General features: G+C 69.1%; 18 protein-coding genes and 1 pseudogene. 9 read left to right on the top strand and 10 right to left on the bottom strand.

The window, feature by feature from the left end; all coding sequences use genetic code 11:
* Nucleotides 1–58: 58 nt before the first annotated feature.
* Nucleotides 59–907, bottom strand: a complete 849-nt coding sequence (locus LZ199_RS04795; RefSeq protein ID WP_253992443.1) for a metallophosphoesterase — start codon at nt 905–907, stop codon at nt 59–61.
* Nucleotides 908–1,099: 192 nt separating this feature from the next.
* On the opposite strand from LZ199_RS04795, the gene LZ199_RS04790 reads away from it, so the two are divergent.
* Entirely contained in the window at nt 1,100–2,560 is a 1,461-nt protein-coding gene (locus LZ199_RS04790; RefSeq protein WP_253992442.1) for a hypothetical protein, read from the top strand.
* A gap of 16 nt (nt 2,561–2,576) precedes the next feature.
* On the opposite strand, the gene LZ199_RS04785 is transcribed toward LZ199_RS04790, so the two are convergent.
* The gene (locus LZ199_RS04785; protein ID WP_253992441.1) at nt 2,577–5,333 is read right to left on the bottom strand and encodes a phospholipase D-like domain-containing protein; all 2,757 of its coding nucleotides are present in this window, start codon (nt 5,331–5,333) and stop codon (nt 2,577–2,579) included.
* Between the two features lie 326 nt (nt 5,334–5,659).
* On the opposite strand from LZ199_RS04785, the gene LZ199_RS04780 reads away from it, so the two are divergent.
* From LZ199_RS04780 to LZ199_RS04770, 3 genes are all read left to right on the top strand, one after another.
* Entirely contained in the window at nt 5,660–6,748 is a 1,089-nt protein-coding gene (locus tag LZ199_RS04780; RefSeq protein ID WP_253992440.1) for a hypothetical protein, read from the top strand.
* 82 nt (nt 6,749–6,830) lie between these two features.
* A complete protein-coding gene (locus LZ199_RS04775; RefSeq protein WP_253992439.1) occupies nt 6,831–8,537 on the top strand; it encodes a glycoside hydrolase family 71/99-like protein in 1,707 nt (568 codons plus the stop codon).
* 171 nt (nt 8,538–8,708) lie between these two features.
* The gene (locus tag LZ199_RS04770; protein ID WP_253992438.1) at nt 8,709–9,461 is read left to right on the top strand and encodes a carboxylesterase family protein; all 753 of its coding nucleotides are present in this window, start codon (nt 8,709–8,711) and stop codon (nt 9,459–9,461) included.
* A gap of 143 nt (nt 9,462–9,604) precedes the next feature.
* On the opposite strand, the gene LZ199_RS04765 is transcribed toward LZ199_RS04770, so the two are convergent.
* Nucleotides 9,605–11,434: a Hint domain-containing protein gene (locus LZ199_RS04765; protein WP_253992437.1), complete on the bottom strand. Its 1,830-nt coding sequence runs from the start codon at nt 11,432–11,434 to the stop codon at nt 9,605–9,607.
* A gap of 31 nt (nt 11,435–11,465) precedes the next feature.
* Between LZ199_RS04765 and LZ199_RS04760 the strand changes: the two genes are divergently transcribed.
* Nucleotides 11,466–11,681, top strand: coding sequence for a hypothetical protein (locus tag LZ199_RS04760; RefSeq protein WP_253992436.1), 216 nt, complete (start codon nt 11,466–11,468; stop codon nt 11,679–11,681).
* Nucleotides 11,682–11,891: 210 nt separating this feature from the next.
* Nucleotides 11,892–12,091 (top strand): annotated as a pseudogene (locus LZ199_RS04755) (transposase); the annotation flags it as partial.
* A 121-nt stretch (nt 12,092–12,212) separates the two neighbouring features.
* Here LZ199_RS04755 and LZ199_RS04750 read toward each other — a convergent pair.
* The 7 genes from LZ199_RS04750 to LZ199_RS04720 all read right to left on the bottom strand — a co-directional run bounded on the left by LZ199_RS04750 (nt 12,213) and on the right by LZ199_RS04720 (nt 19,207).
* Nucleotides 12,213–13,070, bottom strand: coding sequence for a PA5033 family protein (locus tag LZ199_RS04750; RefSeq protein ID WP_253992435.1), 858 nt, complete (start codon nt 13,068–13,070; stop codon nt 12,213–12,215).
* 156 nt (nt 13,071–13,226) lie between these two features.
* Complete coding sequence (locus LZ199_RS04745) at nt 13,227–14,237, bottom strand: MlaD family protein (protein WP_253992434.1); 1,011 nt, start codon at nt 14,235–14,237, stop codon at nt 13,227–13,229.
* Nucleotides 14,230–14,988 (bottom strand): ATP-binding cassette domain-containing protein, encoded by a 759-nt coding sequence (locus LZ199_RS04740; protein WP_253992433.1) that lies wholly within the window; start codon nt 14,986–14,988, stop codon nt 14,230–14,232. Before LZ199_RS04740 ends, LZ199_RS04745 begins: the two co-directional genes overlap by 8 nt.
* Nucleotides 14,985–15,731 (bottom strand): MlaE family ABC transporter permease, encoded by a 747-nt coding sequence (locus LZ199_RS04735; RefSeq protein WP_163867163.1) that lies wholly within the window; start codon nt 15,729–15,731, stop codon nt 14,985–14,987. Before LZ199_RS04735 ends, LZ199_RS04740 begins: the two co-directional genes overlap by 4 nt.
* Entirely contained in the window at nt 15,728–16,534 is an 807-nt protein-coding gene (locus tag LZ199_RS04730) for an MlaE family ABC transporter permease (protein ID WP_253992432.1), read from the bottom strand. Before LZ199_RS04730 ends, LZ199_RS04735 begins: the two co-directional genes overlap by 4 nt.
* Nucleotides 16,531–17,229, bottom strand: a complete 699-nt coding sequence (locus tag LZ199_RS04725; protein WP_253992431.1) for an ABC transporter ATP-binding protein — start codon at nt 17,227–17,229, stop codon at nt 16,531–16,533. The genes LZ199_RS04730 and LZ199_RS04725 overlap by 4 nt, the downstream gene beginning before the upstream one ends.
* Nucleotides 17,230–17,248: 19 nt before the next feature.
* Nucleotides 17,249–19,207, bottom strand: coding sequence for a putative metal-binding motif-containing protein (locus tag LZ199_RS04720; protein WP_253992517.1), 1,959 nt, complete (start codon nt 19,205–19,207; stop codon nt 17,249–17,251).
* 202 nt (nt 19,208–19,409) lie between these two features.
* Between LZ199_RS04720 and LZ199_RS04715 the strand changes: the two genes are divergently transcribed.
* From LZ199_RS04715 to LZ199_RS04705, 3 genes are read left to right on the top strand one after another with little or no spacing between them, the layout of a single operon-like run.
* Nucleotides 19,410–20,867, top strand: coding sequence for a TolC family protein (locus LZ199_RS04715; RefSeq protein ID WP_253992430.1), 1,458 nt, complete (start codon nt 19,410–19,412; stop codon nt 20,865–20,867).
* 5 nt (nt 20,868–20,872) lie between these two features.
* Complete coding sequence (locus LZ199_RS04710) at nt 20,873–22,084, top strand: efflux RND transporter periplasmic adaptor subunit (RefSeq protein WP_253992429.1); 1,212 nt, start codon at nt 20,873–20,875, stop codon at nt 22,082–22,084.
* A complete protein-coding gene (locus LZ199_RS04705) occupies nt 22,081–25,215 on the top strand; it encodes an efflux RND transporter permease subunit (RefSeq protein WP_253992428.1) in 3,135 nt (1,044 codons plus the stop codon). The genes LZ199_RS04710 and LZ199_RS04705 overlap by 4 nt, the downstream gene beginning before the upstream one ends.
* Nucleotides 25,216–25,226: the final 11 nt, after the last annotated feature.

Genomic DNA, 25,226 nt, shown 5'->3' with positions numbered 1-25,226 from the left:
GCCCTGGTGGGCGTGGGTGGGTGAAAGGGCCGGGAGCCACCCTCTCACGTGAGGGAATTCAGCCCTGCTCCGAAGCCCCAAGGCGGCTGACCTCGTGAAGGCCTGTCGCAGTGGCGTGGAAGACGGCGAAGGCGTCCGCGCCCTGCTCGACGCTGGCGAGACAACACACCTGGGAGACGCGGCCCGAGGCGTGGGTGAGCGTGCCCCGGTAGCGCTTGTGCAGATGTCCACAGAGGACGAGCCGGGGTTCGAGCGCTTCGGCCACCAGCCGCGCGTAGTCGTTGCCCACGGCCTCGGCGTTGGGGCTGCGGCGCTGCTGCTCGAAGTCCCCCCGGTCCTCGGCGGCGATGATGCCGGAGGGCCAGTCGTGCACCAGGAGCACATCTGCCCGCTCCAGGGTCAGCGCGCGGTCGATGTCCTCTTCGTTGAAGCAGGTGAAGTCCTTGGGGGAGACGGTGCCCAGCAGGGACAGGGGCGGATGTGGCTTCTGGAAGCCGGCCTCGTCGTGGATGCCGGAGACGCCGACGACGCGCAGCCCCCTGGGCTCGATGACGCCCACGCGGCCCAGGTACTGGCAGTTGGTGGCGACCAGGGCGCCCGCGGGGGCGGTGTCCAGGTGGCCATGGGGCTCGTGGTTGCCGCCGATGAAGTAGACGGGCCAGGGGAAGCGGCGGCGGTTCTGGTGGTAGTCCGCGAAGTCACCCAGGTGCTTGTAGCGGGCGGGGGCGGCCATGGTCGCCAGGTCCGCCTCGTCGCGGTGGGGCTCGAAGTCTCCGACCTGGAGGACGAAGGCCAGCGGGCGGTTCGCGTTCTTCGTCCAGGTCTGGAGGAAGGACACCATCCGGTTCATCCGGCCGTGCACGTCGCCCACGGCGGCGAAATAAAAACCAGCGGAGCCCAGGGTCATGGTCGCCTCCCAGCATGACGCGTCCTGGCGTCGAGTGGCGCAGCGACGTTTCCCTGATGTGGGGGCTGACTGGGAGGGGGAGTTGTCCGGGTTTCGCAACTTCTACAAGGGGGCAGAGATAATCCCTTCAAGAAGTCGCGGCCGAGGTGCCCCTGGGGCCCGGCTGCCATCCAAACCCCCGGAGAACCTCCCATGACGCGCATCACCTCCAACGGAGGCACGCCGACCCGTGCCCCCCGCAGCGAGACGTCCGCCCCCGTGGCGCAGCCGAAGCCGGAGGTCCGCAACTCCGTGGTGGCCTCGCAGGACAGCTTCTCCCGTCCGACGCAGAAGGGCGTGGAGCGAGCCGCGGTGGCCATCAACCCGGATGAGTTCGTTCCAGGACCCACGCGTCGGGATGTCTTCAACGACCTCGACGTCCAGAAGATCCGCCAGCAGTCGAACGTCAAGAGCCTCCACGACGGCGAGACCACGCCCCGCACGCGCGAGGAAGCGCTGGCCAAGGCGGATCGCCTCCTGGGCGGCGCGGACTTCCTGCTCCAGCGGGAGACGGCGCAGGGTGCCACCATCACCCGTGATGCCAAGGACGTGAATGACGCGGCGGACACGGACCCGACGTCGCCGCGCCACCAGGCGGCCGTGGCCGAAGTCGAAGCCAACGCGGCGCTGGAGCAGGAGGCGCTGCAGAACCTGTCCCCCGAGGAGCAGCAGCAGTACCAGGCGGTGCGCGACGGGCTGATGGCGGTGGAGCCCGCGGGCGATCCGGTGGCGGCGCTCGCGCTCCAGAAGCTGCTCCTGGAGGGCAAGCTGCCGGGGGCGGAGGCGATTGGCGGCGAGGGCAACCTGTTGGATCAACTCCACACGCTGCAGACGCAGGAGCTGGGCGAGGGGATTGACCGGGGCGCGCTGCTGTCGGACGTGGTGCAGGAGCTGGCGACGCCCGAGTCCGTCAACCAGCGCAACAAGGGCACGTGCGCGGCCACCGCGGCGACCCTCCAGCTCATCCTGGAGAGCCCGGCGGAGTACGTGCGCCTCGTCGCGGGGCTCGCGAGCACGTCGGGCGAGGTGACGCTGGCCGACGGCGAGACGGTGATGAAGCGCGAGGCGCTGGGCGCGGAGGCCAAGGGCGGAGAGGACGTCCGCTCGGAGAGCCAGGAGCTGATTGCGCCGGCGTTCATGGAAGTCGCCAACGGTGGCGAGAGGGACTACCAGGACAAGCCGGACGCCCACTACGAGGACGGGGAGAAGACGCACAGCGGTCTGTATCCGTCCGAGTTCGACCGGCTCGCGGAGGCGGTGTTCGACCGGAAGGTCGACACGGTGTCTGGCATTGGCGGGGCCGAGGAGGAGGCGGAGGCGTGGGACCTCATCCAGGAGCGCACGGCCGCCGGTGAGACGGTGGCGGTGGGAATGACCTGGGGCACCGGAGGTCACCAGGTGGTGGTGACGGGCACGGGCGTGGACCCGAAGACGGGCGAGGAGTACGTCGAGTACACCAACCCCTGGGGCCGCACCGAGCGCATGCCGAAGGAAGAGTTCCTCAGCCGGCTCAACAGCATGCACACCCGCCCCGAGGAGAAGGTGAAGGAGAAGGAACTGGACCGCGACCCGAGGCACCCGGACGCGCCTGACCGCATCGCGAGGACGGGGTAGTCGAGCGGGCGCGGCTTCAGCCGACGAGCGAGGGCCAGTTCCGGCCGACCCAGGCGCGCTGTTCGACTTCGTCGCGCCAGCTCCGGTCCTCGCGGTCGATTCTTCGCGACGTGGCGAAGAGTCCTTCGAGGGCCGTGAGCAGCCGCTCGGCGAAGGGCGCGTCCTCCACGACGAGGAGCGCCTCGCTCTCCCAGTAGGCGGCGGTGACGTCCAGGTTGGCGCTGCCGATGGCGACGGCCGTGGTGTCACAGACCAGCAGCTTCGCGTGGACGTGGGGGAAGAGCCGCTCGAGCTCCGGCTCCCACTCCGGCATGGCGGGCAGGGCCCACTCGTAGGCGATGGCGCCCGCCTCGATGACGGCGTCCAGGCGGCTGCGCACGTAGCGGTCCGCCACCTCTCGCAGCGCGCCCCCGGGGAAGTACGTCCGCGCGGAGCCGTAGTGGGGCCTGACGCTGCCGAACAGCACCTCCACGCGGACGCCCCGGCGCACGGCGGCGATGAGCGCGTTCCGCAACTCGAGCAGCAACGGGAAGGTGTTCACCAGCACCAGTCGTGAGCGCGCGTGGCGGATGAGCGCGAGCTGCGTGTCGAGCGTGTGCGTGTCCTTGAGCCCTTCGTGCAGGGCGACGCGGGCCGCCATCGTCCCGACGGGTGCCGCGGGCGGGAAGGCGTAGGGCTCGCCGCCCGCGCGAGTCCATTCGGCCAGGAACGCGCTTTCGAGGGTGCTGACCAGCGGTCCCTCCAGGCGCGCGCCACAGTCGAGCCAGGGGATGTCGCGGTAGTGGGAGGTCCGCCGCAGGCCCACTTCATCGAAGCCCGTGTAGTAGGGCGCACCGAGATTTCTCCCCGAGACGAAGGCGCGAGCGGAGTCGATGAGGGTCAGCTTGCGGTGGTTGCGCTGCTTGAGCTCGGAGAGGCTGGGCACGCCGACGAGGGGGGCGATGGCGCGCACCTCGACGTTGGGCGTCTCGGCGAGCGTCACGAGCGCGGGGTTGAGGGCGCCAAAGGAGTCATGGCCGCTGTAGAGCGCGTCCGCGAGGAAGCGCACCTGGACACCGCGCGCGGCGGCTCGCTTCAGCGCGTCGGTGATGCGGGCGGTGACGCTGTCGTCCTCGACGATGTAGCACTGCCAATGGAGGGTGGTACGGGCCGCGTCGATGGCCGCGAGCACGGACTCACGCGCCAGACCGTTGTCGAGCTCGAAGTCGATGTGATGCCCCTCCAGGCGGGGACTGCATCCCGCGAGCGTCAGCTCCCGAGCCCAGGTGTTCGGCGCATCCGGAATGGGGAGAGGCTCCAGGAGGGTGGCTCGGGGCAGGGCCAGGCACTCCTGGGGGCTCAGCGTGCGAAGGAGCGGATGGACGGGCTTGTGTTCCTCGCGAGTGACGACGGCGGCGATGGCGATGCCCGCGGTGGCCAGCCGCGTGGCGACTCGGAGGAGGCGCTGTCCATCGACCTGCTGGGGCACGTCATCGGCGCGAGCGTCGTCGAGCCACGCGCTGGCATCGAGCAACAGGGGCCAGGGCGTCTCGGGCAGCAGCTCGCGGAGGTGGGCGCGCTGAGCGTCGAGCGAGTCCGTGTCGCGCAGCCGGACGAAGACCAGGTGATGGCGGTCCCTCGCCAGGGCGTGGGCCGCCGCGACCGCGTCCTCATCGAGCAGGCTGTCGACGAGGAGCAGCGGCTGCTCGGGTCCGAGCACGTAGCACGGCGACAAGTCCCTGGGCGCGGAGGTGCCAGAGAAGGAGAACGCGAGCGGGTGGAGTCCGCGAACGTGCTCGAACCAGGACGCGCTGAGCGCGGCGGTGCCTCCTTCGTGAGGGGTGGTTCCCAGGCAGGCTCCACCTTCGAAAACGGACAGCGCGCCTGCCTCGGGGACGGAGACGCTCGACATGAAGCCGACGCGCTCAACGGAGAAGCGGGGCTGAAGGCCAGGGACGGCCACGGAGTCGGAGACCGCGTAGTGGTCCTCGAACAACACGGACGCCGTCTGCGTGCGGGGCAGCAGGAGCGTGGGGACGCGGGCCTCCTGGAGCGCCTTGGCGCCGAGCATCCCGAGCACCAGGGCCTCCATGTCGGCGAGCGCATCGGCGGGGATGACCAGCAGGTCCGCGCCGGAGCGGACGGCCGCGACGTCGAAGGCCTCGACGCGGCTGTCGGCGGGGTTTTCGGTGAGCGCCTCGACGTGGAGCGTCTGGGTGATGCCCAGGGCGTGGGAGAGGGCCCGGAGGTGTGAGGCCTGCTCCGGGGCCGAGCCCGTGGTGAGCGCGATGAGCTCGGAGGGGAGGGCGCAGCCGGAGAGAAACGTGGCCATCGCGCCGAGGCCTCGCCCCTCCGGGGTGATGGCCACGGCCGTGCGCGAAGGCATCGGGGGCGGGGTGGGGGAGGTCTGCCCGATGGAGAGCACCGGGATGTGCTCCCTCAGCGACAGCATGAGCATGGCCCCCACGCGTGCGCGCGGTGACGTGTCGAGATGGGGCCCGAGGACGACGAGGTCGGCGCCGTGCTGCGTGGCGGTCTGGACGACTGCGCTGGTGTCGAGGTGGGTTTCGAGGGAGCCACGGACCTCGATGGAGGGGCTCCAGTCGCGAAGGGCGTGCCGAAGGCGGTCCAGCACGGTGAGGCTGGCGGGAGGAGGGGCCTCCAGCTCGCTGCGCTCGGGGACCAGGCCGTACAGGTAGACGGCCTCGGGCGCGGCGCTCAGTCGCTTCGTGGCGTGAAGCACCACCTCGGACTCCGAGCCGGCATCGAAGACGATCATCAGACGACGGAACATGGCGCGCGCGGTTCCCGGAGGATCTGGTCGCCCGCCTTCACCGACCCGCGGCTCCAGCGGTCGACCCGGGAACCATCATGCCGGAGTTGGGGCCGGGTGGCGTCCCTGGATGGCGCCGTGCCCGTCGGTCTCGGGCGGTGATGTGCGGCGCAATGCGTTTCAGCTCTGATATAAAACAGCCTTTTGTCCGGCTTGGCAGATGGCTTCAATGAGAGCCCTGTGAAATTGCAGGCGGATTGTAAATGGTTGCCTGAGGCAACGAATCTGGAATCAGGCTAGGCTTCAGCTTCATGACCGTTCCAGCGTGTCGCGGAAGTCGTCTGTTGATGGCACTCGTCGTGGTGGGTGTCATGGGCTGCGGAGCCGAAGTCTTCGAGCAGGAGGTCCGCGAGGACGTGGAGACCGCGCCGCTCCGTCTGGTGGACTTCGCGGTGGGCATCTCGGATTCGGATGCGGAGACGTTCACCCATCCAGCCTGGGATGGGCTCAACGTGATTCGGGCCCGGGTCGTCGTGCCCTATGACGTGGCCCAGCGACCCGCCAACGATGCGCGGCGGTTGAAGTTCGAGGCGTGGCTGCAAGCAGCGGCGGCGAAGTCCGTGGAGCGCTACGTGACGCTCGGGCCGAGCGACCTGCGCAAGGCGGCCAATGGGAAGTACCTGGCGCCCACGGACGTGGAGTTCCGCGCGGCCTTCGAGGCGTTCCACGCGACGTACCCGGCCATCACCCTGGTGGGGGCCTGGAACGAGCCGAACTTCCCGAACTCCGTCCTCCAGAGCGGAGTCCCGTTGGATCAGCCGACCTGCGCGAGCGAGGACCTGGAGCACTGTGGGCCGCTGAGGGCGGCGTTCTACTACCGGCTCGTCGTGAGCATCTGCCCGGACTGCACGGTGGCGGCGGGGGAGTTCGACGCCACGCCGAACGACCCCTATTGGGAGCGCTATCGCATCTTCCTGCGCGGCCATCGGCCGAAGCTGTGGAGCATCCATCCGCACCACGACGCCAATCGCTATCAGGCGAGCGGCGCGCACTGCGTACCGGGGGACCAGGGCTGCACGACGCGGACCTTCGTGAACTGGCTCGGCGGGTTGGACTCGAGCTGGGACGTGGGACACATCTGGCTGACGGAGGTGGGGGCCTTCTACCGGAACGCCGACGGCCAGGTGTTCGGGGATGCGTCGCAGCGCGACACCACGAAGTTCATCTTGCGCCTGCCGAACCTGAGCGGGCGAATCACGCGCATCTACTATTACAACTACACGAACCAGTGCTCGACGGCGGCGAACTGCGCCATGCAGGACCGGGGCATCATCGCGCCGGAGCCGTGGGATGGGACTCCGCTGGGCTACGACACCGCGGGCCGAATCCGGCCGTCCTACGCCGTGTTGAGGGACAGGGACACCAACGGCCCTTGAGTCCCAGGGCCTCAAGGGGCTTGCAAGGACACACAGCATGGACAGTAGGGTGCGGACTCCCCTCGCTCCCCGGAGTCTGTCCATGAAGCGAAGTCAGTGGCTGCACCTTGGCGTGGCCTTGGTCGCCCTTGTCCTTGCTGGTTGCAATGATTCGCAATCAGGAGAATCTCAATCGTCAGGGATTGAGCAGTCCTCGAGCGGCTCCGCCCTGGCGCCGGTCCGGGTGCCGAAGTCGGTGGGCAAGAAGATCTACGCCCACCTGATGCCATGGTTCGAGACCTCGTCTTCCTCCGGCAACGGTGCCTGGGGCATCCACTGGACGATGGCGAACCAGAACCCCAACAACGTGGATGGCTCCGGACGTAGGCAGATCGCCGCGCACTACTATCCGCTGATTGGCCCCTATGCCTCCGGGGACAAGGACGTCATCGAGTACCAGCTGCTGCTGATGAAGTACGCGGGCGTGGACGGCGTCCTCATCGACTGGCCGGGCACGGTGAATGCCTGGGACTATCCGAAGAACAAGCAGAACTCCGAGGCCTTCATCGCGCGCACCGCGGCGGTGGGGCTGGACTTCGCCATCGTCTATGAGGACCACAACATCCAGCTCGCGGCGAACGCGGGCATCATCACCGACAAGCTCGCGGCGGGGCGGGCGGACATGGGCTACCTGCGAGACCACTACTTCTCCCAGGGCAACTACATCCGCGTGAACAACGCGCCCCTGCTGCTCGACTTCGGTCCGCAGACGTTCCAGACGCCGTCGGACTGGACGAACCTCTTCGGCGCGCTGTCGCCCAAGCCGGCGTTCCTCACGCTCTGGTACGAGTCCCAGGAGGCGGGCGCCAACGCGAGCGGCGAGTACGCGTGGATCTACTCGGACTTCATGGCGGGGCTGAACCACTTCTACGCCAACCGTCCCCTGGGCCTGAAGATGGGCGTGGCCTACCCGGGCTTCCACACCTTCTACAGCGCGGGCGGCTGGGACGGGCCCACCTGGGGCATTCCCCACAACGGGCTCAACTCCTTCCAGCAGACGCTGGACGCGGCCCTCGGCAGCAGCGTGGGCCATGTCCAGCTCGCGACGTGGAACGACTACGGAGAGGGCACCATGCTGGAGCCGACCCGGGAGTTCGGCTACGGTTTCCTCACCACGCTCCAGCAGCGGCTGGGCGTGCCCTATTCGCAGCGTGAGCTGGAGCTCATCAACACCCTCTACCAGCAGCGCAAGCAGCACGCTGGCAACGCCGCGAGGCAGGCCGAGCTGGACCAGGCCTTCCAGCATCTTGTCGCGCTCCAGGTGGCCCAGGCGGAGGCCATCCTCAACGGCGGCTCCACGCCAACCACCATTCCGCTCACCAACCCCAGCTTCGAGTCGGGCATGACGGGGTGGTCCACGTGGTCCCCCAACGGCACGGGGTGGGCGGCCTTCAGCGAGACGTACAACGGCGCGCAGACCGGGGCCTACCATCTGACTCACTGGGGCACGTCCGCGTACGAGACATGGACATACCAGGTCGTCACGGGCCTCCCATCCGGTAGCTACAAGGCGAGCGCATGGGTGAGGAAGGGGGGAGACTTCGGGTTCGCGCATCTCCAGGTGAAGACCTGCGTCTCATGTGCGCCAGTCTTCACCTCCCTGGGGACGCATGGTTCCTGGACGCGAGTGGAGACGCCGAGCATCTCCGTCACTGGAGGCACGCTGGAGCTGGGCTTCCACACACAGGCTCCGGCTCAGAACGGCGCCAACTTCATCCACATGGATTCCGTCGAGCTGCGCAGGCAGTGAGACACCGCGCCTGCCCTGGTCTCCCCACATGGAGGCCAGGGTGAGGCGTGTCACGGAGACGTGACGTCTCGGTCTTGATTTATCTGCTTAGGCTGAAAATCTGGAAATTGCTGGTTGCGATGCAACCCGGTGGCTAACGTATCGACTCCCCAAGGTTGAAGAGGAGTTGCCATGTCGACATCGCAGCGCATCTTGTTGGGTTGTGTCCTGCTCTTCGCGCAGGGCGCGTTGGCCGCACAGGGGCAGATTCTCGCGCGGCCCAGGACGACGGTGCCGGGCATCAACTACGGCTACTGGGAGTACCTGCCGCAGGACTACGACGACAACTTCGAGGAGCGCTATCCGCTGGTCATCTTCCTGGGCGGCCTGGGGCAGGAGGGTGATGGAACGGCTTCAGCGACGGGGCTGGAGAAGCTGATGGCCATCACCGCGCCGCCTCGGCTCATCCGGAACGGACGGCACTTCCCGTTCATCCTCCTCTCTCCCCAGCGATTCAATGCGTGGTGGGGCAACAGCGAAATCGACGGCATCATCGAGTTCGCGAAGACGCGCTATCGCGTCGACCCGAACCGCATCTATCTGACGGGGCTCTCGGCGGGGGCCATCGTCATCTGGTCCTACACCGTGGCCTTCCCGCAGAAGGTCGCGGCCATTGTTCCCATCGCGGGGAACGGCAACGGGCTCGCCATCTGCAACATATGGAACGTCCCGGTGTGGGCCTTCCACGGCACGGCGGATGGAACGGTGTCTCAGTATGGGTCCATCGAGCCGGTCAACAAGCTGAACAATGTCTGCAATCCGGCGGCGAACCCGCCCGCGCAGCTCACGCTGTATCCGGGCGTGGGACACGACTCGTGGTCCCGGACCTACAACGGCTCGGCGGGTCATGACATCTACACGTGGATGCTGAGCCACTCGCTCTGAGCGTTCTCGGTCCGCAGATGGCTCCGGAGCGCGGGTCGAGATGGTGGGGCAGGGGCTCCAGTGGCTCCGCCCCCTCCCGTCACGGCTGGGAGGGGGCGTGTCACGACTGCGCGAGGCTCGGGACCCGATACCAGCGCTGAAGGTCAGTGTGCGACCTTCGGCTGGATGCCATTGCGGAAGTCCCGGTGCCACGCCTTGGGCAGGCGCTCCAGGAGGGACAGCTTCTGCTCGTTCAGGGGGCGCTGGAGGCCATCCTGCATCCCCAGGTCACCGACGAGGAAGCCCCCGGCGAACAGGGTGCGCCCGTTCTTCTCCAGGGTGAGCCGCTCCTGGTCCGTTCCGAGGCCCAGGTTGTAGACGCGCTGCTTCTCGGGGGAGACGGGGGTGATGGACGTCAGGGTGGAGATTCCCTTCGCGGTCTTCACCTGGTCCTGGACCTTCAGCGCCTTCGCGGCGACCACCTCGCCCGTGGCCATGATGACCGGGTGCATCTCGGTGAGCGTCGCGTCGTGGCCCGCGTCATCGCGCAGGCGCAGCAGGGGCTTGACCTCATTGCCGCGAGACACGTCGATGACCGTCAGCGCCGTGCCCTTGTCATTGGCGAGCACCTTGTCGCCCAGCTTGACCGTCTCCACGGGGACGACCTTGCCGTCCGCCAGGGTGATGCGGGTTCCGGAGGCCATGCAGCTATTGCGGAAGAAGATGTTCGGCGTGCCGTCTTCCGGCTGCTTCGGGTAGATGACGACGAACGGCTTGTCCACCCCGTTGCAGCGGACCTTGCCGGAGATGGTAATCAGGAGGCGCGTCATCTCGTTGATGACGGTCGACGCCGCGCAGTCGGCGGGGCTGGTGCCGTTGCCCGCGGTGTTGAACAGGCGGTTCATGTTCGTCAGGATGTTGAGGAAGACCTGGGTCCCCCCCGTCGGGAGGGAGCTGATGAACTGCGTGTTGTTCAGGCACGTGCGAGCGGAATCGTCCGTGATGAGCTGGACGCGCGCCATCGTGACGGATGCCAACGTGCACTGGAAGCCATTGCTCGCTCCCGCGTTGAAGGTGCCCCGAACGGGGACATAGAGGTTGTCGTACTGGTAGGGAGCGGTGAAGCTCCAGAAGTCGGAGGGGTTCAGGGTCCCCGGCTGGTTGGAGTAGGAGGCCGCGACCCCCGTCGGCGACGGCGGATAGGCAGTCAGGTTGCCATTCTGGTAGCCCGCGACGGCATAGTCACAGTCCAGACCGCCGCGAAGCTGACAGGCCATGATTTCAGCGGAGACGGGCGCGGGGAGAATCTTGCGCGGGTGCGTGAAGGTCATCGAGGGCAGGGTGTTGATGACCGCGGCCCGCTCGACGATGTAGGACGTCTGGTCGATGGTCGTTCCCAGTGCCAGCGCCAGCGACTCCATGCGCAGGACGCGCGACCTGCCCGTGGCGATGGTCGCCGGTATCTTGACGTCGTCGAACTCCCGCCCGTCGCCATACTCCTCGCCGGACGTGGAGGAGTGCAGGACGGAGTCCGACTCCGTCTCATGGGTGTCGTAGTTGAGGAGGTCGGCGTAGACGTAGTCCGCGCCGTCCTTGCATGACACCTGGACCACGGGGAAGAACGTGTGGACGTTCCCGTCGGGAATGTGAGCCCGGTCGAACTTGAGGAAGTGGTTGCACCAGGCGCCGTTCCTGGGGTCATCCGCCAGTGTCCCGCTGGCCTGGCGCGCCAGCGCGCGCTCGCGGATGAGCCCCATCCGCCGGAAGAGCTCCGGGGCGTTCTGCTCCGTCTTGCCTGCGGACGCCAGACGGTTGCGCAGGAAATCCCAGTCGGTCTTGTTCGCGAGGTTCAGGTTGATTTGATAGCTCCCCTCCTTCGCGGCGAGGTCATGTCGCTCGACCAGCGCCTGGGAGGCCGCCGAGTCGTCCTTCGGCGCGTTCAGCGTGTTGCTCCATCCCGCGCTCAGCAACATGACGCCAGTCAACGGCAGCATCCGTGCTAACTGCATTCCTGACGTGCTCTTCATGCAATCGCTCCTTGTTGGGGACTGGGACGGCACAACGATGGACGCGGTGAATGGACTGCACCACGAGGCCGCGACCGGCCTCATGGCTACAGGGAAGCCCGCGGTGGCGGTGCTGGATGGAGAGGCTCCCGTGGGCAAGACATGTAGACGGGGGATGACGGGCGTGGGTGGCGCCCGGTGGGGGATCCTCCGCTCGATGAATCTCTATCTATAGTGGGATTCACTGATATAGATAATTAAGCTGTATTTCGTGCATGGTGCTTGAGGTGGACGGGTGTTGGCAATAGTGCCTTCCCACCATCCCTTCGAAATATGTCTGCGTTTGACGAAGGGGCTTGAGCTGGCGGGTTCGAGCCCGCACGGGAGTTCTGGCCATGAGGCCGGACCTTCGACCGTGTCGGTGGGGCGCTTCGGCTTGGAGGGTGTCCGGCAGCGCCTGTGCCCCTGGCTGCGCCAGGGAGACGTGGTGCTGATGGACAACCTGGGGCACACAAAGTCAAAGGTGTGCGCCAGGCCATCGAAGCCGTGGGAGCCTGCGGGGTGTACCTGCCCACCTACAGCCGCGACTTCAACCCCATCGAGCTGTGGTGGGCTGACCTGAAGCGGCAACTGCGCAAGCTCGCCCTTGCGCCCTCGCCGCACTGGCCCGGGCAGTGCGACGGCTACGAGCGGCCACTCCTCTCGCGAAGCTCGCCGCCTGGTTCCGCCACTGCCTACCCTTCCCTCAACTCAACGGATCTCGGCGTTAGCGGATGATGCCCTGTGCGTCGTAGATGGTCTTGGTGGTGGAGCCGGAGTTGAGGACGACTTCATCCCCGGCCAGTCCGTCCATGTTGGTGATCATCCGCAGGGTCCAGAACCCGGGGACATGGTAGTCCCCGATGGTGCCATTGGCGTAGCGGACGATTTTCACGGTCGAGACGTTGTTGATGACCATCTCGGCGCCCGGCTGTCCATTCGTGTCGGCGACGCCCATCAGCGCCCAGGTCCCGCTGGAGATGGAGAAGTCACGAGTCACGGCCGTCTTGTGCTCGACGACTCGGATGGCGGCGCCGGTGTTGATGGGCAGCTCGGTCGCCCCATCGCCGTTCAGGTCATGAAAGCCCAGCGGGACCCACGCGCCTCCAGAGATGGCATAGTCGCGCGTGGCGGCGGTCCGGTGGGTAATCACCCGGACGAAGCTCCCCACGTTGATGGCCAGCTCCTGTCCCGCGACGCCATCCATGTTGCTGACGCCAATCGGAGCCCAGGAACCGTTGGAGATGGAGTAGTCGCGGGTGGCCGCGGTGCGATGGGTAATCACCCGGATGAAGCTCCCTACGTTGATGGCCAGCTCAGCGCCCGCTGCTCCATCCAGGTCCGCGGTCTGCAGCAGCGTCCAGGCTCCATTCGAGATGGAATAGGTGCGAGTCTGACCATCGGTCTGCTGTACTTCGATGTAGCTCAGGTTGTTATAGACAGACTCCAGCGTGCCATCGCCATTCAAGTCCCATGCGCCAATGAATACGCCGGCTGCGTACCCAGGACTCGCGCTCAAGGTCAGCAGGAGGAGCGTCGCGTGGAGCCAGGACCGACCTGAAATCGATGCACTCTTCGGGGACATGTTCGCCTCGGGGGTGAAGTCCAGATATGCATGAAAATCTGGACTTCCAGGCAATCTCCCCCGTTTCCGCCGCGCATGCAATTGGACTGACGGGCTGCCCTGGCGGCGGGAATGGCGCCGTCGCGCTGGGCAGGCGTTGAGGACTGACCTGTCTGGTCAGTCCTTCCACAGCATCTTCCACGGATGCTTGCGCAGGTCCGTCACCAGGGTGCGCAGCTCGTTGTAGAGGGTAGGGTCCTGGAGCACCGCGCCGACGGTGCCCTCGCCGGCCTCAATCCTCGCCAGCACGCGGTCCGCCCGGGCGGCGATGCTGTCCAATTGCCCCACGGCTGTCGTCAGCCTCTCCAACGCCAGCTTGACGCGCTTCCCGTCCTCCGGGCCCAGCTCGCCCGTGACGGCCGCCAGTCCGTCCAAGGTTGTCCCCGCCGACTTCGTCAGCCCGGGCAGCTCGCTGCGCAGCACCGCCGCGCTCGCCGCCGCGTCGTCCAACAGCCGGGCCGCCTTGCCTCCCGGCTGGAGGGACTCCCTGGCGAGTTGGGACAGCTGCCTCAAGTCCTTCGACGCCGCGGCCAGCTCCGAGACGAGCACCTTCACGTCGCCCTTGTTCTCCGTGAGCAGCTCATCCAGCGTCTTGGACAGCCGGGAGATATTCGTCACCAGGCCGGTGATCGCCTCCGGGTCCTTCTCCAGCATCCCAGACATCGTCTCCACGAATTTGGAGAGGTGCTCCGCCAGGAGATCCAGCCGCGGGGCATCCGTCCCTCGCAAGGCTTCACCCGGGGGCCACGTCCCCGGCTGCGTCCCTGGGTTCAACTCCAGATAGGGCTCACCCAACAGGCCCACCGAGGCCACCGTCACCCGCGCATCCGAGCGCAGCGCCGCCAGGGACTCCGGCGTCACCGCCAGCTCCATGCGCACGGGCAGGGGCTGTCCACGGGCATCTCGACGCTCCGGCTGCAGTTGAATCGCCTGCACCCGACCCACCTGGACGCCGCCCAGCTTCACCGGCGCGCCCTCCACCACGTTGCCCGTGTGCCCGAAGTCCACCGGCAGCACCGTGGACGAGCCCAACGACAGCTCCCCCATCAACCACAGCAACACCAGCACGCCCACCAGCGCCGCCAGCACCAGGGCGCCCACCTTCAATTCCAGCCGTCGCTCATCCATCCGTCGCACCCTCCATGAACGGCGCTGTCAGCACCCGCAACTCTGGCGCGGAGGACTCCAGGAAACCCGCCGGAGGCCCCAGGTACGCACACCGGCCTTGCGCCACCACCAACACCCGGTCCGCCAGCCCCTTGAGCTGTCGATAGTCATGCGTCACCACCAGCCCTCCCAGTCCCCGCGTCCGCAAGGATGCGATGACCTCTTCCACCTGTGTCGCCGCCCGCCGGTCCAACCCCGTGGTCGGCTCGTCCAGCAGCAGATAGCGCGGCTTCAACACCAGCGCCCGGGCAATCGCGGCCCGCTTCTTCGCTCCAGGCCCCAGCTCCGGAGGCAGCCGGTCCGCCCACTCCAACAGCCCCACCTGCGCCAGCGCCGAGTCCACCGCGTCATCGGGCGCCTTCGGGTCCGCCAGTCGCACGTTCTCCCGCAGCGTCCGCCAGTCGAGCAGGGCAGGGCCCTGCACCAGATACGGCGCCCGTCGCCGCAGGCGGACCAGCCCGCGCTCCGGCTGCGTATCCACCCGCTCGCCCCACAGCTCCACGCTGCCCGCGTCTGGCTTCAGCAGGCCCACCGCCATCCGACACAGGACGCTCTTGCCCGAGCCGCTCGCTCCCGCGATGAACGTCAGCTCTCGCGTCGACAGCTCCGCCGTCATCCCGTCCAGCACGCGCCGCCCGCCCTCGAACGCGACGCGCACGTCCGTGAAGCGGAGCGTGTCCTCGGGGCTCGTGGGGGCGTCGTTCGTGCTCACAGGCGCAGCAGTTGGAATGCGAGGGAGACGCCAAAGTCAATCAACAGACACCCCAGGCTCGCGGCCACGACGCCCTCGGTGGTGGCCTGCCCCACGGCCTCCGCGCCACCCCGGGCCCGCAGGCCCGCCACCGCCGCCGCCAGGGGAATGTACAGCCCGCATGCCACGGCCTTCATCCCCGCCGCGAGCAAATCCCAGCCATCCACATACCGGGGGTCCATGAAGGCCCGGCCGTCCACGCCGAACACCAGGCTCGCCACCAGCGCCGCCGACAGCGTCGCGGCCACCGTCCCCAGCGTGCTGAGCAGCGGCACGCCCAACAGCCCCGCCACCATGCGCGGTGCCACCAGGTCCGCGTACGGGTCTCCGGCGGACATCTCCAGCGCCTCCACCTGCTCGTTGACGCTCATGGTGGACAGCTCCGCCGCGTGGCCCGCCCCCGCGCGCGAGGCCGTCAAGAGCGCGGAGACCACGGGCCCCAGCTCGCGAATCAGCAGCTCGAAGTACGCGGGCCCGAGCACCGCCACGTTGCCCACGAAGCGCCGGGCCTGGCTGTTGGCGATGGTGACCAGCACCGCGCCGAAGAAGGCCATGCCCGACACCACGAGCCACACGCTGCGCCCACCCAGCTCGTGGAGCTGCACCGCGCACTCGCGCCAGGACACACCCTCGCGAGCCCCGGCCCGCACCGTGCGCGCGAAGAGCACCACCGGAGCCCCGAAGAACGACAGCACCCGGTTCATGCCATCCACCCGGCCAGCGCGAGCGTGAGCAGGAAGTCGATGACGAAGATGGCGGCGCACCCTTGCACCACCGCGCTCGCCGCCGCGCGCCCCACCGCCTGGGCGCCACCGCGCGCGGACAGCCCCACCGACGTGGACACCAGCGAGATGGCCAGGCCGAAGGCCCCCGTCTTCACCACGCCCCCCAGGATGTCGAGCGGGCTCAACATCTGCGCGAACGTGCCGAAGAAGATTCGCAGCGGCAGGCCGAGCGTGAAGAGGGCCGCCACGGACTCGAAGAGGATGGCGACCAGGAACGTGAAGGTGCTCATCGCGAGCATGCTCAGCTCCATCGCCACCACGCGCGGCGCCACGAGGATGGCGAACGGGTCCAAGCCGATTCCCCGCAGGCCCTCTATCTGTCCACCCACCTGCATGGTGGCCAGCTCCGCCGCGTTCCTCGCCCCAATCCGCGCGGACATGATGAGGCCCAGCAGCAGCGGACCGAATTCCCACAGCACGCCGTAGCCCGCGGCCCAGCCGAGGAACGCCCGCGCGCCGAAGCGCTGGATGTAGAGCCCCGACTGCAACACGACGATGACCCCCGCCAGCGCCGCCGTGGCCAGGGCCAGGGGCAGCGAGTCGTAGCCGAACTGCACCAGCGCCCGCGCCAGCTCGCGCCGCTCCAGCCGGGGGAGGCCGAGCACCGTGCGCGCCGCCACCAGCGCGAGCGCCCCGGTGCCTCGCACCGCCTCCAGTCCGAGGCTGCCCGCGCCGCGCACCGTCTTCAGCCCGAGGCTCGCGACGCGTGGCGGTGGGCTCACGGGAGCACCTCGTCCTGTTCGCGCTCCAGCTCCGGCGCGGGAGGCCCGTCGTACACCAACCGCCCTCCGCGCAGATAGAGCCAGCGGGGCAGGGGAACGTCCAGCGGGGCCTCCGGCGCGGCGACAATCAACGTGCCGCCCCGGGAGACCTCCAGCAGCACCCGCGCCACCTGCCGGGCCGTGCCCGGGTCCAGCCCCGCGAAAGGGTCGTCCGCGAGCAGCACCGAAGGCCGCGCCGCCAGCGCCCTCGCGAGGCCCGCGCGCTTCTTCATGCCTCCGGACAGTCGCTCCGGCATCGTGTCCGCGGCGTCGCGCAGGCCCACCGCGCCCAGGACTTCGTCCGCGCGCGCCTCGGCCTCCTCTCGCGGCACCCGTCGTCGCACGAGCGGCAGGAGCACGTTCTGCCGCACCGTCATCGAGTCGAACAGCGCATCCGTCTGGAACACCATGCCGAACGAGGCCTGCCGCTCACGTCGCGCCGATGCGGACAGGCGCGCCACGTCCTGGCCATCCCACAGCACCTGTCCGCTGAACGGAGAGACGAGGCCCGCGAGGGACTTCAGCAGCGTGGTCTTCCCCGAGCCCGAGCGCCCCAGCAGCAGCGCCTGGGTCCCCGGTGGCAACGCACAGCGCACGTCCGCGAGGACCGTGCGCGCGCCGTGCTTCACCGTCAGGGCTTCCGCGCGCAGGTCCATGGGCCGTGGGTCCCCTGTCTCACGGCGTCCAGCGCAGCAGGGTGCCGCGGTGTCCCGTGGCCCAGACATCCCCAGGCTCCGAGCCTCCCAGCGCATTCAGTGTCGCCGGAGACGGCGTGACGGTGCTCCAGGAGGTTCCATTGAAGAAGTGCACGTCGTTCACCTCGGACGACACCGCGTAGAGCGCGGTGCGACCGAAGGCCCGGAGCGCTCGGAGGTTGGGCGTGGCCCCGCCCGGCACCGTCAGCGAAGGCAGGCGAGTCCACGCGTCCCGCGAGTGCTCCAACAGCAGCGCGCCGTCACCCGCCACATAGGCCCGTCGGACCGTGAGAACCTGGACGTCGTTGAGGAAGCCCGAGGCGCTCGACACCCCCAGGTCCTCCTTTGTCCACGTCGTCCCATTCGCCGACGCCCGATACACCACGGGGCGCGGCGCTCCGTTTACCGTCTCCGCGCCCACCGCGAGCAGCGTCGTCGCATCCAGGCCGTGGATGGCCCTCAGGTTGGCGGGCACCTGGGCGAGGACCGTGGGCTGCTGCGTCGCGCCGCCGTCGTCGTAGCTCCAGCGCAGGATGCGGCCCTGGCTGGTGACGGCGTACAGGGTGACGACGTTGTTCCCCGCGTTCTCGAAGCCGACCAGTCCGTTGATGGCGCCGGCATGGCCGCTGTCGAAGTCCTCGCAGGGGGAGGGCAGCTCATCGGGACTCACCGTTCCGAACCGCCCCGCGCCGGAGCCCAGGAACACGCGGCCGTTGTTCGCGGCCCAGGCCGACTTCCATTCGCCCGGACAGCCCGTCACGGGGGTGACGCTGGCGTCCGCCACGTGGAGGACCCTGCCTGCCGCGCCGGCGAGCCACCCATGACCCCGCGAGTACACCGCCGCCGCATCGAACCGCGCATCCACGGCCCCCAGCTCCGTCTGCTCGTTCCACGCCGTGGAGGCACAGCCCGCCACCCCGTCGTCCGTCTGGCCGTTGCAGTCGTTGTCCAGCCGGTCACATGCCTCGGCGAGCCCCTGGCGCACGCGCGACGAGCCCTCGTCACAGTCGGTGTTCACCCGCGTCGCGCCCGCTACGGGCGGCATGCAGCCGAGCCCCACCGAATCACCAGCCTGGCCATCTCCATCGTCGTCGACGAAGTGCTCCACGGGCTGCTCGCTGCTGACGCAAGCGGAGGCGGAGAGGCCCTGACACGTGAGCACTCCCGCGCAGCCCAGAGGCGCCACGCACGTCGTGCCCACGAGGAACGGGTCGTTGTCCGTCACGCCGTCGCAGTTGTCATCCCGTCCGTCACAACGGAACTCCGCCTGGCCGGGATGCACGTCGCTGGCCGTGTCGTCGCAGTCGTCATCGTTCGGCGCGTAGCCCGCTGGCGCGACACAGCCGTAGGCCTGCGTGCCTCCCACGGCGCCGTGGCCGTCTCTGTCCGCGTCCAACCAGAACGGTGTCTCGCCGGGGGCATCGGTCTCGCCCGCGGCGCAGTTGTTGTCGATTCCGTCACACAGCTCCGTAGCGCCGGGGTGGATGTTCGCGTTGTCGTCGTCGCAGTCCGTGCCGGGGTAGGGCTGCTTCGCGGCGAAGGAGCCGTCGTCATCCAGGTCCTCGGCGCGCAGGTCCAACCCGAGGTCGGTGACGTTCTCCGTCGGGAACCGGACCTCCGCGGACTGGCTCGCGATGATGGGCCCGGCACACGAGCGCTCATGCGCCACGGCGGTCAGCCGCAAGTCCCGGCTCCAGCCCGCCTGCTCCAGGATGACGCCGGTGCGCGTGTCGCTCAGGCGCTCCGCCTCCACCTGCACCTCGCCCGACACGGTGTGCGACGCGTCGTGCACATCCACCACCGTGAGCGTCAGGCACTTTGGCCGGAAGGTCGCATACGTGATGAAGACCCGGAGCGCGCCTTCGGTGACGGGGGTCTCCGTCTTGCAACCAAAGAGCGGAAGTGTCAGCAGCAGCACACCCACCTGGAATAAACGCATCACCCGTGCATTCCCCGGCGCGCCGAGGCGCGCGCTGTCGTGACGTAACGCCTTAAAACTCAAGGACCTCTGGAACTCCCCCATAGACCGCCGCGCTGGCCATCGTCCAGAAGCCCCCGTCGCCAGGGGCATCCTTTCGCTCGTCGGGCCCCAGTGCGCGCCACCTTGTCTCCCCCTGGCCCGAGCCAACGCCTCCTCGCTCATGTCCCTTGTTCGAACCGCCCTCGTCGCGCCCCTGTGTGCCTGGATGGTCTTGTCCCCGTCCGAGTCCCGGGCGGCCCAGAGCGACGCACCCGTGGCTCCCACCCCCTCGCGCGGCGCTGCGGAATCCGCACCCGGGGCTGCCGATTCCGCACGGCCCGCTGCGGAATCCGCACCCCCTCCGCCGAGCGAGGCCACCGCCTCGAGTCCACCCGGTGACACCGCGCCGCTGACGTTGGAGCGCGCGGTGTCCATGGCGGCCGAGCGCAACGAGTCCGCGCTCGCGGCCCAGCAGCGCGCCAAGGCCGCCGAGGCCCGCGTGTCCCGCGCCCGCGCGTTCTTCTTCCCGGAGCTGACGGCGACGGGCACGTATACGCGCCGCTCCAATCAGTCGACGCGCGAGGTGGGCGGACAGCAGGTGGTGCTGCAGCGCTACAACGCCTTCGGCGCCAACATCGTCGCGCGTGTCACCCTCTTCGACGCGCGCGGCTTCCCGCTGTACCGCGCGGCGCGCCTGGAGGGCGAGGCGGTGGGCCTGGAGGCCGTGGAGGCCCGGCGCCAGATTTCGTTCGAGGCCGCCAACGCCTTCCTCATCACCCTCCAGGAGCAGCAGGTCTTCCAGGCCGCCGAGCAGCGCATCGCCTTCGCGCGGCAGTCCCACGCGGATGCGTCCGCGCGGGCGAAGGCGGGCCTCGCGAGCACCAACGACGTGACGCGCGCGGAGGTGGAGGTGGCCACCGCGGAGGTGGAGCTCATCAGCGCGCGCAATTCCGCGCAGACCAGCCGCCTGGAGCTCGGCTATCTGCTGGTGGAGCCGGTGGACGGGGCGCTCGTGATGCCGCGGACGCTGCTCGACGACGCGGCCCGGCCGCTCCAGACGCACGACGCCATCATCCCCGGCGCGGTGGAGCGACGCCCGGACATCCTCGCCTCGCGGCTGCGGGTGGAGTCGCTGGAGGCCAGCGCGCTGGAGCCCCTGGCGCGCGCGCTGCCCGCGCTCGGCGTGGGCGCGACGTACCGGCTCACGAACGAGGCGGGTCTGGCGGGCCGCACGGGTGATGGCTTCCTGTCGGCCGACCTCACGTGGAACCTGTTCGACGGCGGCGAGCGCTACGCGGAGCGCCATGAGCGCGTGGCCCTGGCTCGCGCGGCGGAGCTGGAGCAGCAGGCGGGCACGCGGCGCGTGGACGTGGACATCCAGCGGGCCCGGGTGGCCCTGGAGAACGCGCAGGCGGCGCTCACCCAGAGCGAGCTGGCGACCCGCGCGGCCCGGCAGAACGCGGACGAGCAGGGCATTCTCTACCGCCAGGGATTGTCCACGGCGCTGACATTGGCGGATGCCTCCCTCCGGTTGTTCGAGGCGGAGGTGGCCCTGGCGCGCAGCCGGTATGCGCTGGGCGTGGCCCTGCTGGGCCTGAGGGCGGCAGTCGGACTTGATCCCCTGGGGAAGGAACCGTGAAGGCGATGCGACGCGCAGGAACGCTGACGCTGGCCGTGGCCATGCTGGCCATGGGGGCATGCAAGAAGGACGGGGAGGCGGCGAAGGGCGGGGACGCTCCGGCGACCGGCAAGGCGGGCGGTCGTCCCGGCGGCGGTGGCGCGGGGGGCCGAGGGCCCATCCAGTTCCCCGTCGAGGTCGCGCCCGTGGAGGCCCGCGACGTCGAGTACGTCGTGAACGCGGTGGGCTCCGTGGAGGCCTTCGAGCGGGTGCAGATCACCGCCCGGGTGCCGGGCGCCGTGGAGCGCGTGCTCTTCATGGAGGGGCAGACGGTGAAGAAGGGCGACGTGCTCGCGGAGATAGAGCCCGCGCGCTACGCCATCGCCGTGCGCGCGGCCGAGGCCTCGTTCGCCAAGGCGCGAGCGTCGCTGACGGAGGCCCAGGCCGGCGCCGACCGCCGCACCGCCGTCAACCAGGCGAGCCCCGGCCTGCTGCCCGCCGAGCAGCTCGACACCTTCCAGGCGCGGGCGCGCACGGCGGAGGCGGACGTCGCTTCCGCGCGCGCGGCGCTGGACCAGGCCCAGCTCAACCAGCGCGACGCGTACGTGCGCGCGCCCATGGACGGCGTGCTCCAGACGCGCACGGTGCAGACGGGGCAGTACGTGCAGCCGGGAATCGTCCTGGCGACGCTCCTGCGCAAGGACCCGCTGCTTCTGCGCTTCACGGTGCCGGAGGCGGACGTGGCGCGGCTGAAGCCGGGCCTGGCCGCGCGGTTCTCGGTGCGCTCCGAGAGCGGCACGTACACGGCGAAGATCACCCACGTGGCGGAGGCCGCCGACGATGCCAGCCGCATGGTGCCGGTGACGGCCGAGGTCTCCGGCGAGGACGCGCACCGGCTGCGGCCGGGTGTGTTCGCCTCCGTGGCGGTGCCGGTGGAGACGCGCGGTGGCAGCCCGGTGGTGCCGCAGACGGCGGTGCGCGCCAGCGAGCGCGGCTTCATGGCGTTCGTGGTGGAGGGTGACAAGGCGCGCGAGCGCATCCTGGAATTGGGCATGCGCACGGCGGATGGACGGGTGGAGGTCCGCGAGGGCCTCAAGGCGGGAGAGATCCTGGTGGTGCGCGGCGGCGAGGCGCTGCGCGAGGGCGTGGCGGTGCGCGTGGCCCAGGAGAAGAAGCCCGCGCTGACAGCCGAGCCCCGCGTCGAAGACGGTGGCGGCGGTGAGGGAGCGGGTCGATGAGTCTGACGGAAGCCTGCATCAAGAAGCCGGTCCTCGCCTGGATGATCATGGCGGCGACCATCGTCTTCGGCGTGGTGGCGTCGCAGCGCATTGGCATCAGCCAGTTCCCGGACGTCGACTTCCCCACCATCAACATCAGCGTGACGTGGGAGGGCGCCAACCCGGAAGCGGTGGAGAGCGACGTCATCGAGCCGATTGAGGAGGCGGTGACGCAGGTGGAAGGCGTCACCAGCATCACCTCCAACGCCCGGCAGGGTGGCGCCAACATCACGGTGGAGCTGGACCTGTCGCGCAACGTCGACACGGCGCTCGCGGACGTGCAGACGAAGGTGAGCCAGGCGCAGCGCCAGCTCCCCGAGGACATCGACCCGCCCATCGTCACCAAGACGAACCCGGAGGACCAGCCCATCATCCAGGTGGGTGTGTCCGGGCCCTTCTCCCAGCAGGTGGTGAGTGACTTCGCGCGCTACCGCGTGAAGGAGAAGCTCCAGACGGTGCCGGGCGTGGGCGAAGTGCAGATTGGCGGCTCGCTGGAGCGCAACGTCCGCATCTGGGTGGACTCCAGCAAGCTGGACTCGCTGGGCCTCACCGTGACGGACATCACCGCCGCGCTCCAGCGGGAGCACGTGGAGCTGCCCGCGGGGCGCATCGAGACAGCGGGCCGGGAAGTCAACGTGCGCGTGCTGGGCGAGGCGCTCGACTTGGAGACGCTGCGCAACATCGTCATCCGGGAGCAGGGCGGCCAGCCCATCTACCTGCACGACGTGGCGCTGGTGGAGGACGGCTTCGAGGACATCCGCCGCATGGCGCGGGTGAACGGCACGCCCGCGCAGGGCCTGGGCATCAAGAAGCAGCGCGGCGCCAACGCGGTGTCCGTGGCGCAGGGCGTGCGCGCGGCGCTGGTGCGCATCCAGAAGGAGGCGCCGGAGGGCATGGACGTGGCGGTGCGCTTCGACTCGACGCAGTTCATCGAGGAGAGCGTCCATGAAATCGAGTTCGAGCTGCTCCTGGCCTGCATCCTCACCGCGTTCGTGTGCTGGGTGTTCCTGGGCTCGCTGTCGAGCACGATGAACGTGGTGCTGGCCATCCCCATGTCGCTGTTGGGCACGGTGGCCGTCATCTACTTCCTGGGCTTCACGCTCAACACCTTCACGCTGCTGGGGTTGGCACTGGCGGTGGGCATCGTGGTGGACGACGCCATCATGGTGCTGGAGAACATCTTCCGGCACGCGGAGGAGGGGAAGGACCGGGTGCGCGCCGCGCGCGAGGGCACCGCGGAGATCACCTTCGCCGCGCTGGCGGCGACGATGGCGGTCATCGCCATCTTCCTGCCCGTCGTGTTCATGAAGGGCATCATCGGCCGGTTCTTCCTCCAGTTCGGCGTCACGCTCTGCGTGGCGGTGCTGCTGTCGTACGTGGAGGCCATCACCCTGGCGCCCGCGCGGTGCGCGCAGCTCTTGAAGACGTCCCGCGAGGGCCGCAGCAAGATGGGCGTGTGGGTGGACAAGGGCTTCTCCAAGCTGGAGCACGCGTACGGCAGGGTGCTGGGCTGGGGGTTGAAGCGGCCCTGGCGGGTGCTGGGCGCGGCGGTGGTGATTCTCGGCGCCAGCGTGTTCGCGTTCCGCGCGCTGCCGGGCGAGTTCGTCCCCTCGCAGGACCAGAGCCGGTTGATGGTCCGCCTGCAGACGGCGGTGGGAAGCAGCCTGGAGGAGACGAACAAGCTCTTCCAGCGGGCGGAGGCGTTCGCCTCGTCCCGGCCGGAGGTGCTGGGTGTCTTCGCGGTGGTGGGCGGAGGCGGCGGCAACTCCAGCGTGAATGCCGGCATGTTGATGCTCACGCTGAAGCCACCCGACGAGCGCATGCCCCAGTCGGAGTTCCAGCAGATCCTCCGCAAGGAGCTCAACAGCTACCCGGGCCTGCGCGCGGTGGTGCAGGACCTGTCGCAGGCGGGCTTCACGGCGCAGCGTGGGTTCCCGGTGGAGTTCAGCGTGCGAGGCTCGGACTGGGACCAGCTCGTGAAGGCGAGCCAGGAGATGCGCGACAAGGTCCAGGCGAGCGGCAAGGTGGTGGACGTGGACACCGACTACCAGCTCGGCATGCCGGAGCTGCGCATCACCCCGGACCGGGCGCGCGCGGCGGACCTGGGGGTGCCCATCCAGGCGGTGGCGACGACCATCAACGCGCTCGTCGGTGGCGTGCGCGTGGGCAAGTACAGCACCGGAGGCCGGCGCATCGACGTGCGCATGCGCCTCCTGGCGGGCCAGCGCTCGCGCCCGGAGGACCTGGCGCTGCTCAAGGTCCGCACGGCGAGCGGCGCGCTGGTGCCCCTGTCGTCGCTGGTGACGCAGGAGGAGCGGCCCGCGCTCCAGGCGATTACTCGCAGGGACCGCGAGCGCGCCATCAGCATCTTCGCCAACGTGGCGCCGGGCTCCAATCAGGAAGAGGCGCTGGCCACGGTGGAGCAACTGGCGAAGGACCTGCCGGGTGGCGTGCGCGTAGTGCCGGGCGGCGCGAGCGTGGCGTTCCGCGACTCGATGAGCAGCCTGTTCTTCGCGCTCTTCCTGGGGATTGGCGTCGCGTACATGGTGCTGGGGGCGCAGTTCAACTCGTTCCTGCATCCCGTGACGGTGCTCACGATTCTGCCGCTGTCGGTGGCGGGCGCGTCCTTCGCGCTCCTGGGCACGGGCAGCACGCTGAACATCTTCAGCATGATTGGTCTGCTGCTGCTGATGGGCATCGTGAAGAAGAACTCCATCATCCTGGTGGACTACGCGCTCCAGCAGCGGGAGCTCGGGTTCAACGCGGTGGAGTCGATGCAGCGCGCCGGCCCGGTGCGCCTGCGGCCGATTCTCATGACGTCCACGGCGACGATGATGGCGGCGGTGCCGGCGGCCCTGGCGTTGGGCGCGGGCAGCGAGACGCGCGCGCCCATGTCCATCGCCGTGCTCGGCGGCCTGTCCGTCTCCACGGTGCTGAGCCTCCTCGTGGTGCCGGCCTTCTACGTGGTCGCCGACCGCATGAAGACGCGGCTGGCCAACTGGAGGGGCAAGCGTCCGGATGACGAAGCCGGTAGCCCCACGGCGCCTGGGCACCCCGGTGGCGAGGAGCCTCGCCCGGCGGCGCACGGCTGATGCCAGGGGGC

It is taken from the genome of Myxococcus qinghaiensis (assembly GCF_024198215.1).
GTDB lineage: Bacteria > Myxococcota > Myxococcia > Myxococcales > Myxococcaceae > Myxococcus > Myxococcus qinghaiensis.
Note: the sequence above shows the minus strand (reverse complement) of the source record. Positions and strands in the feature narration are given on the sequence as shown.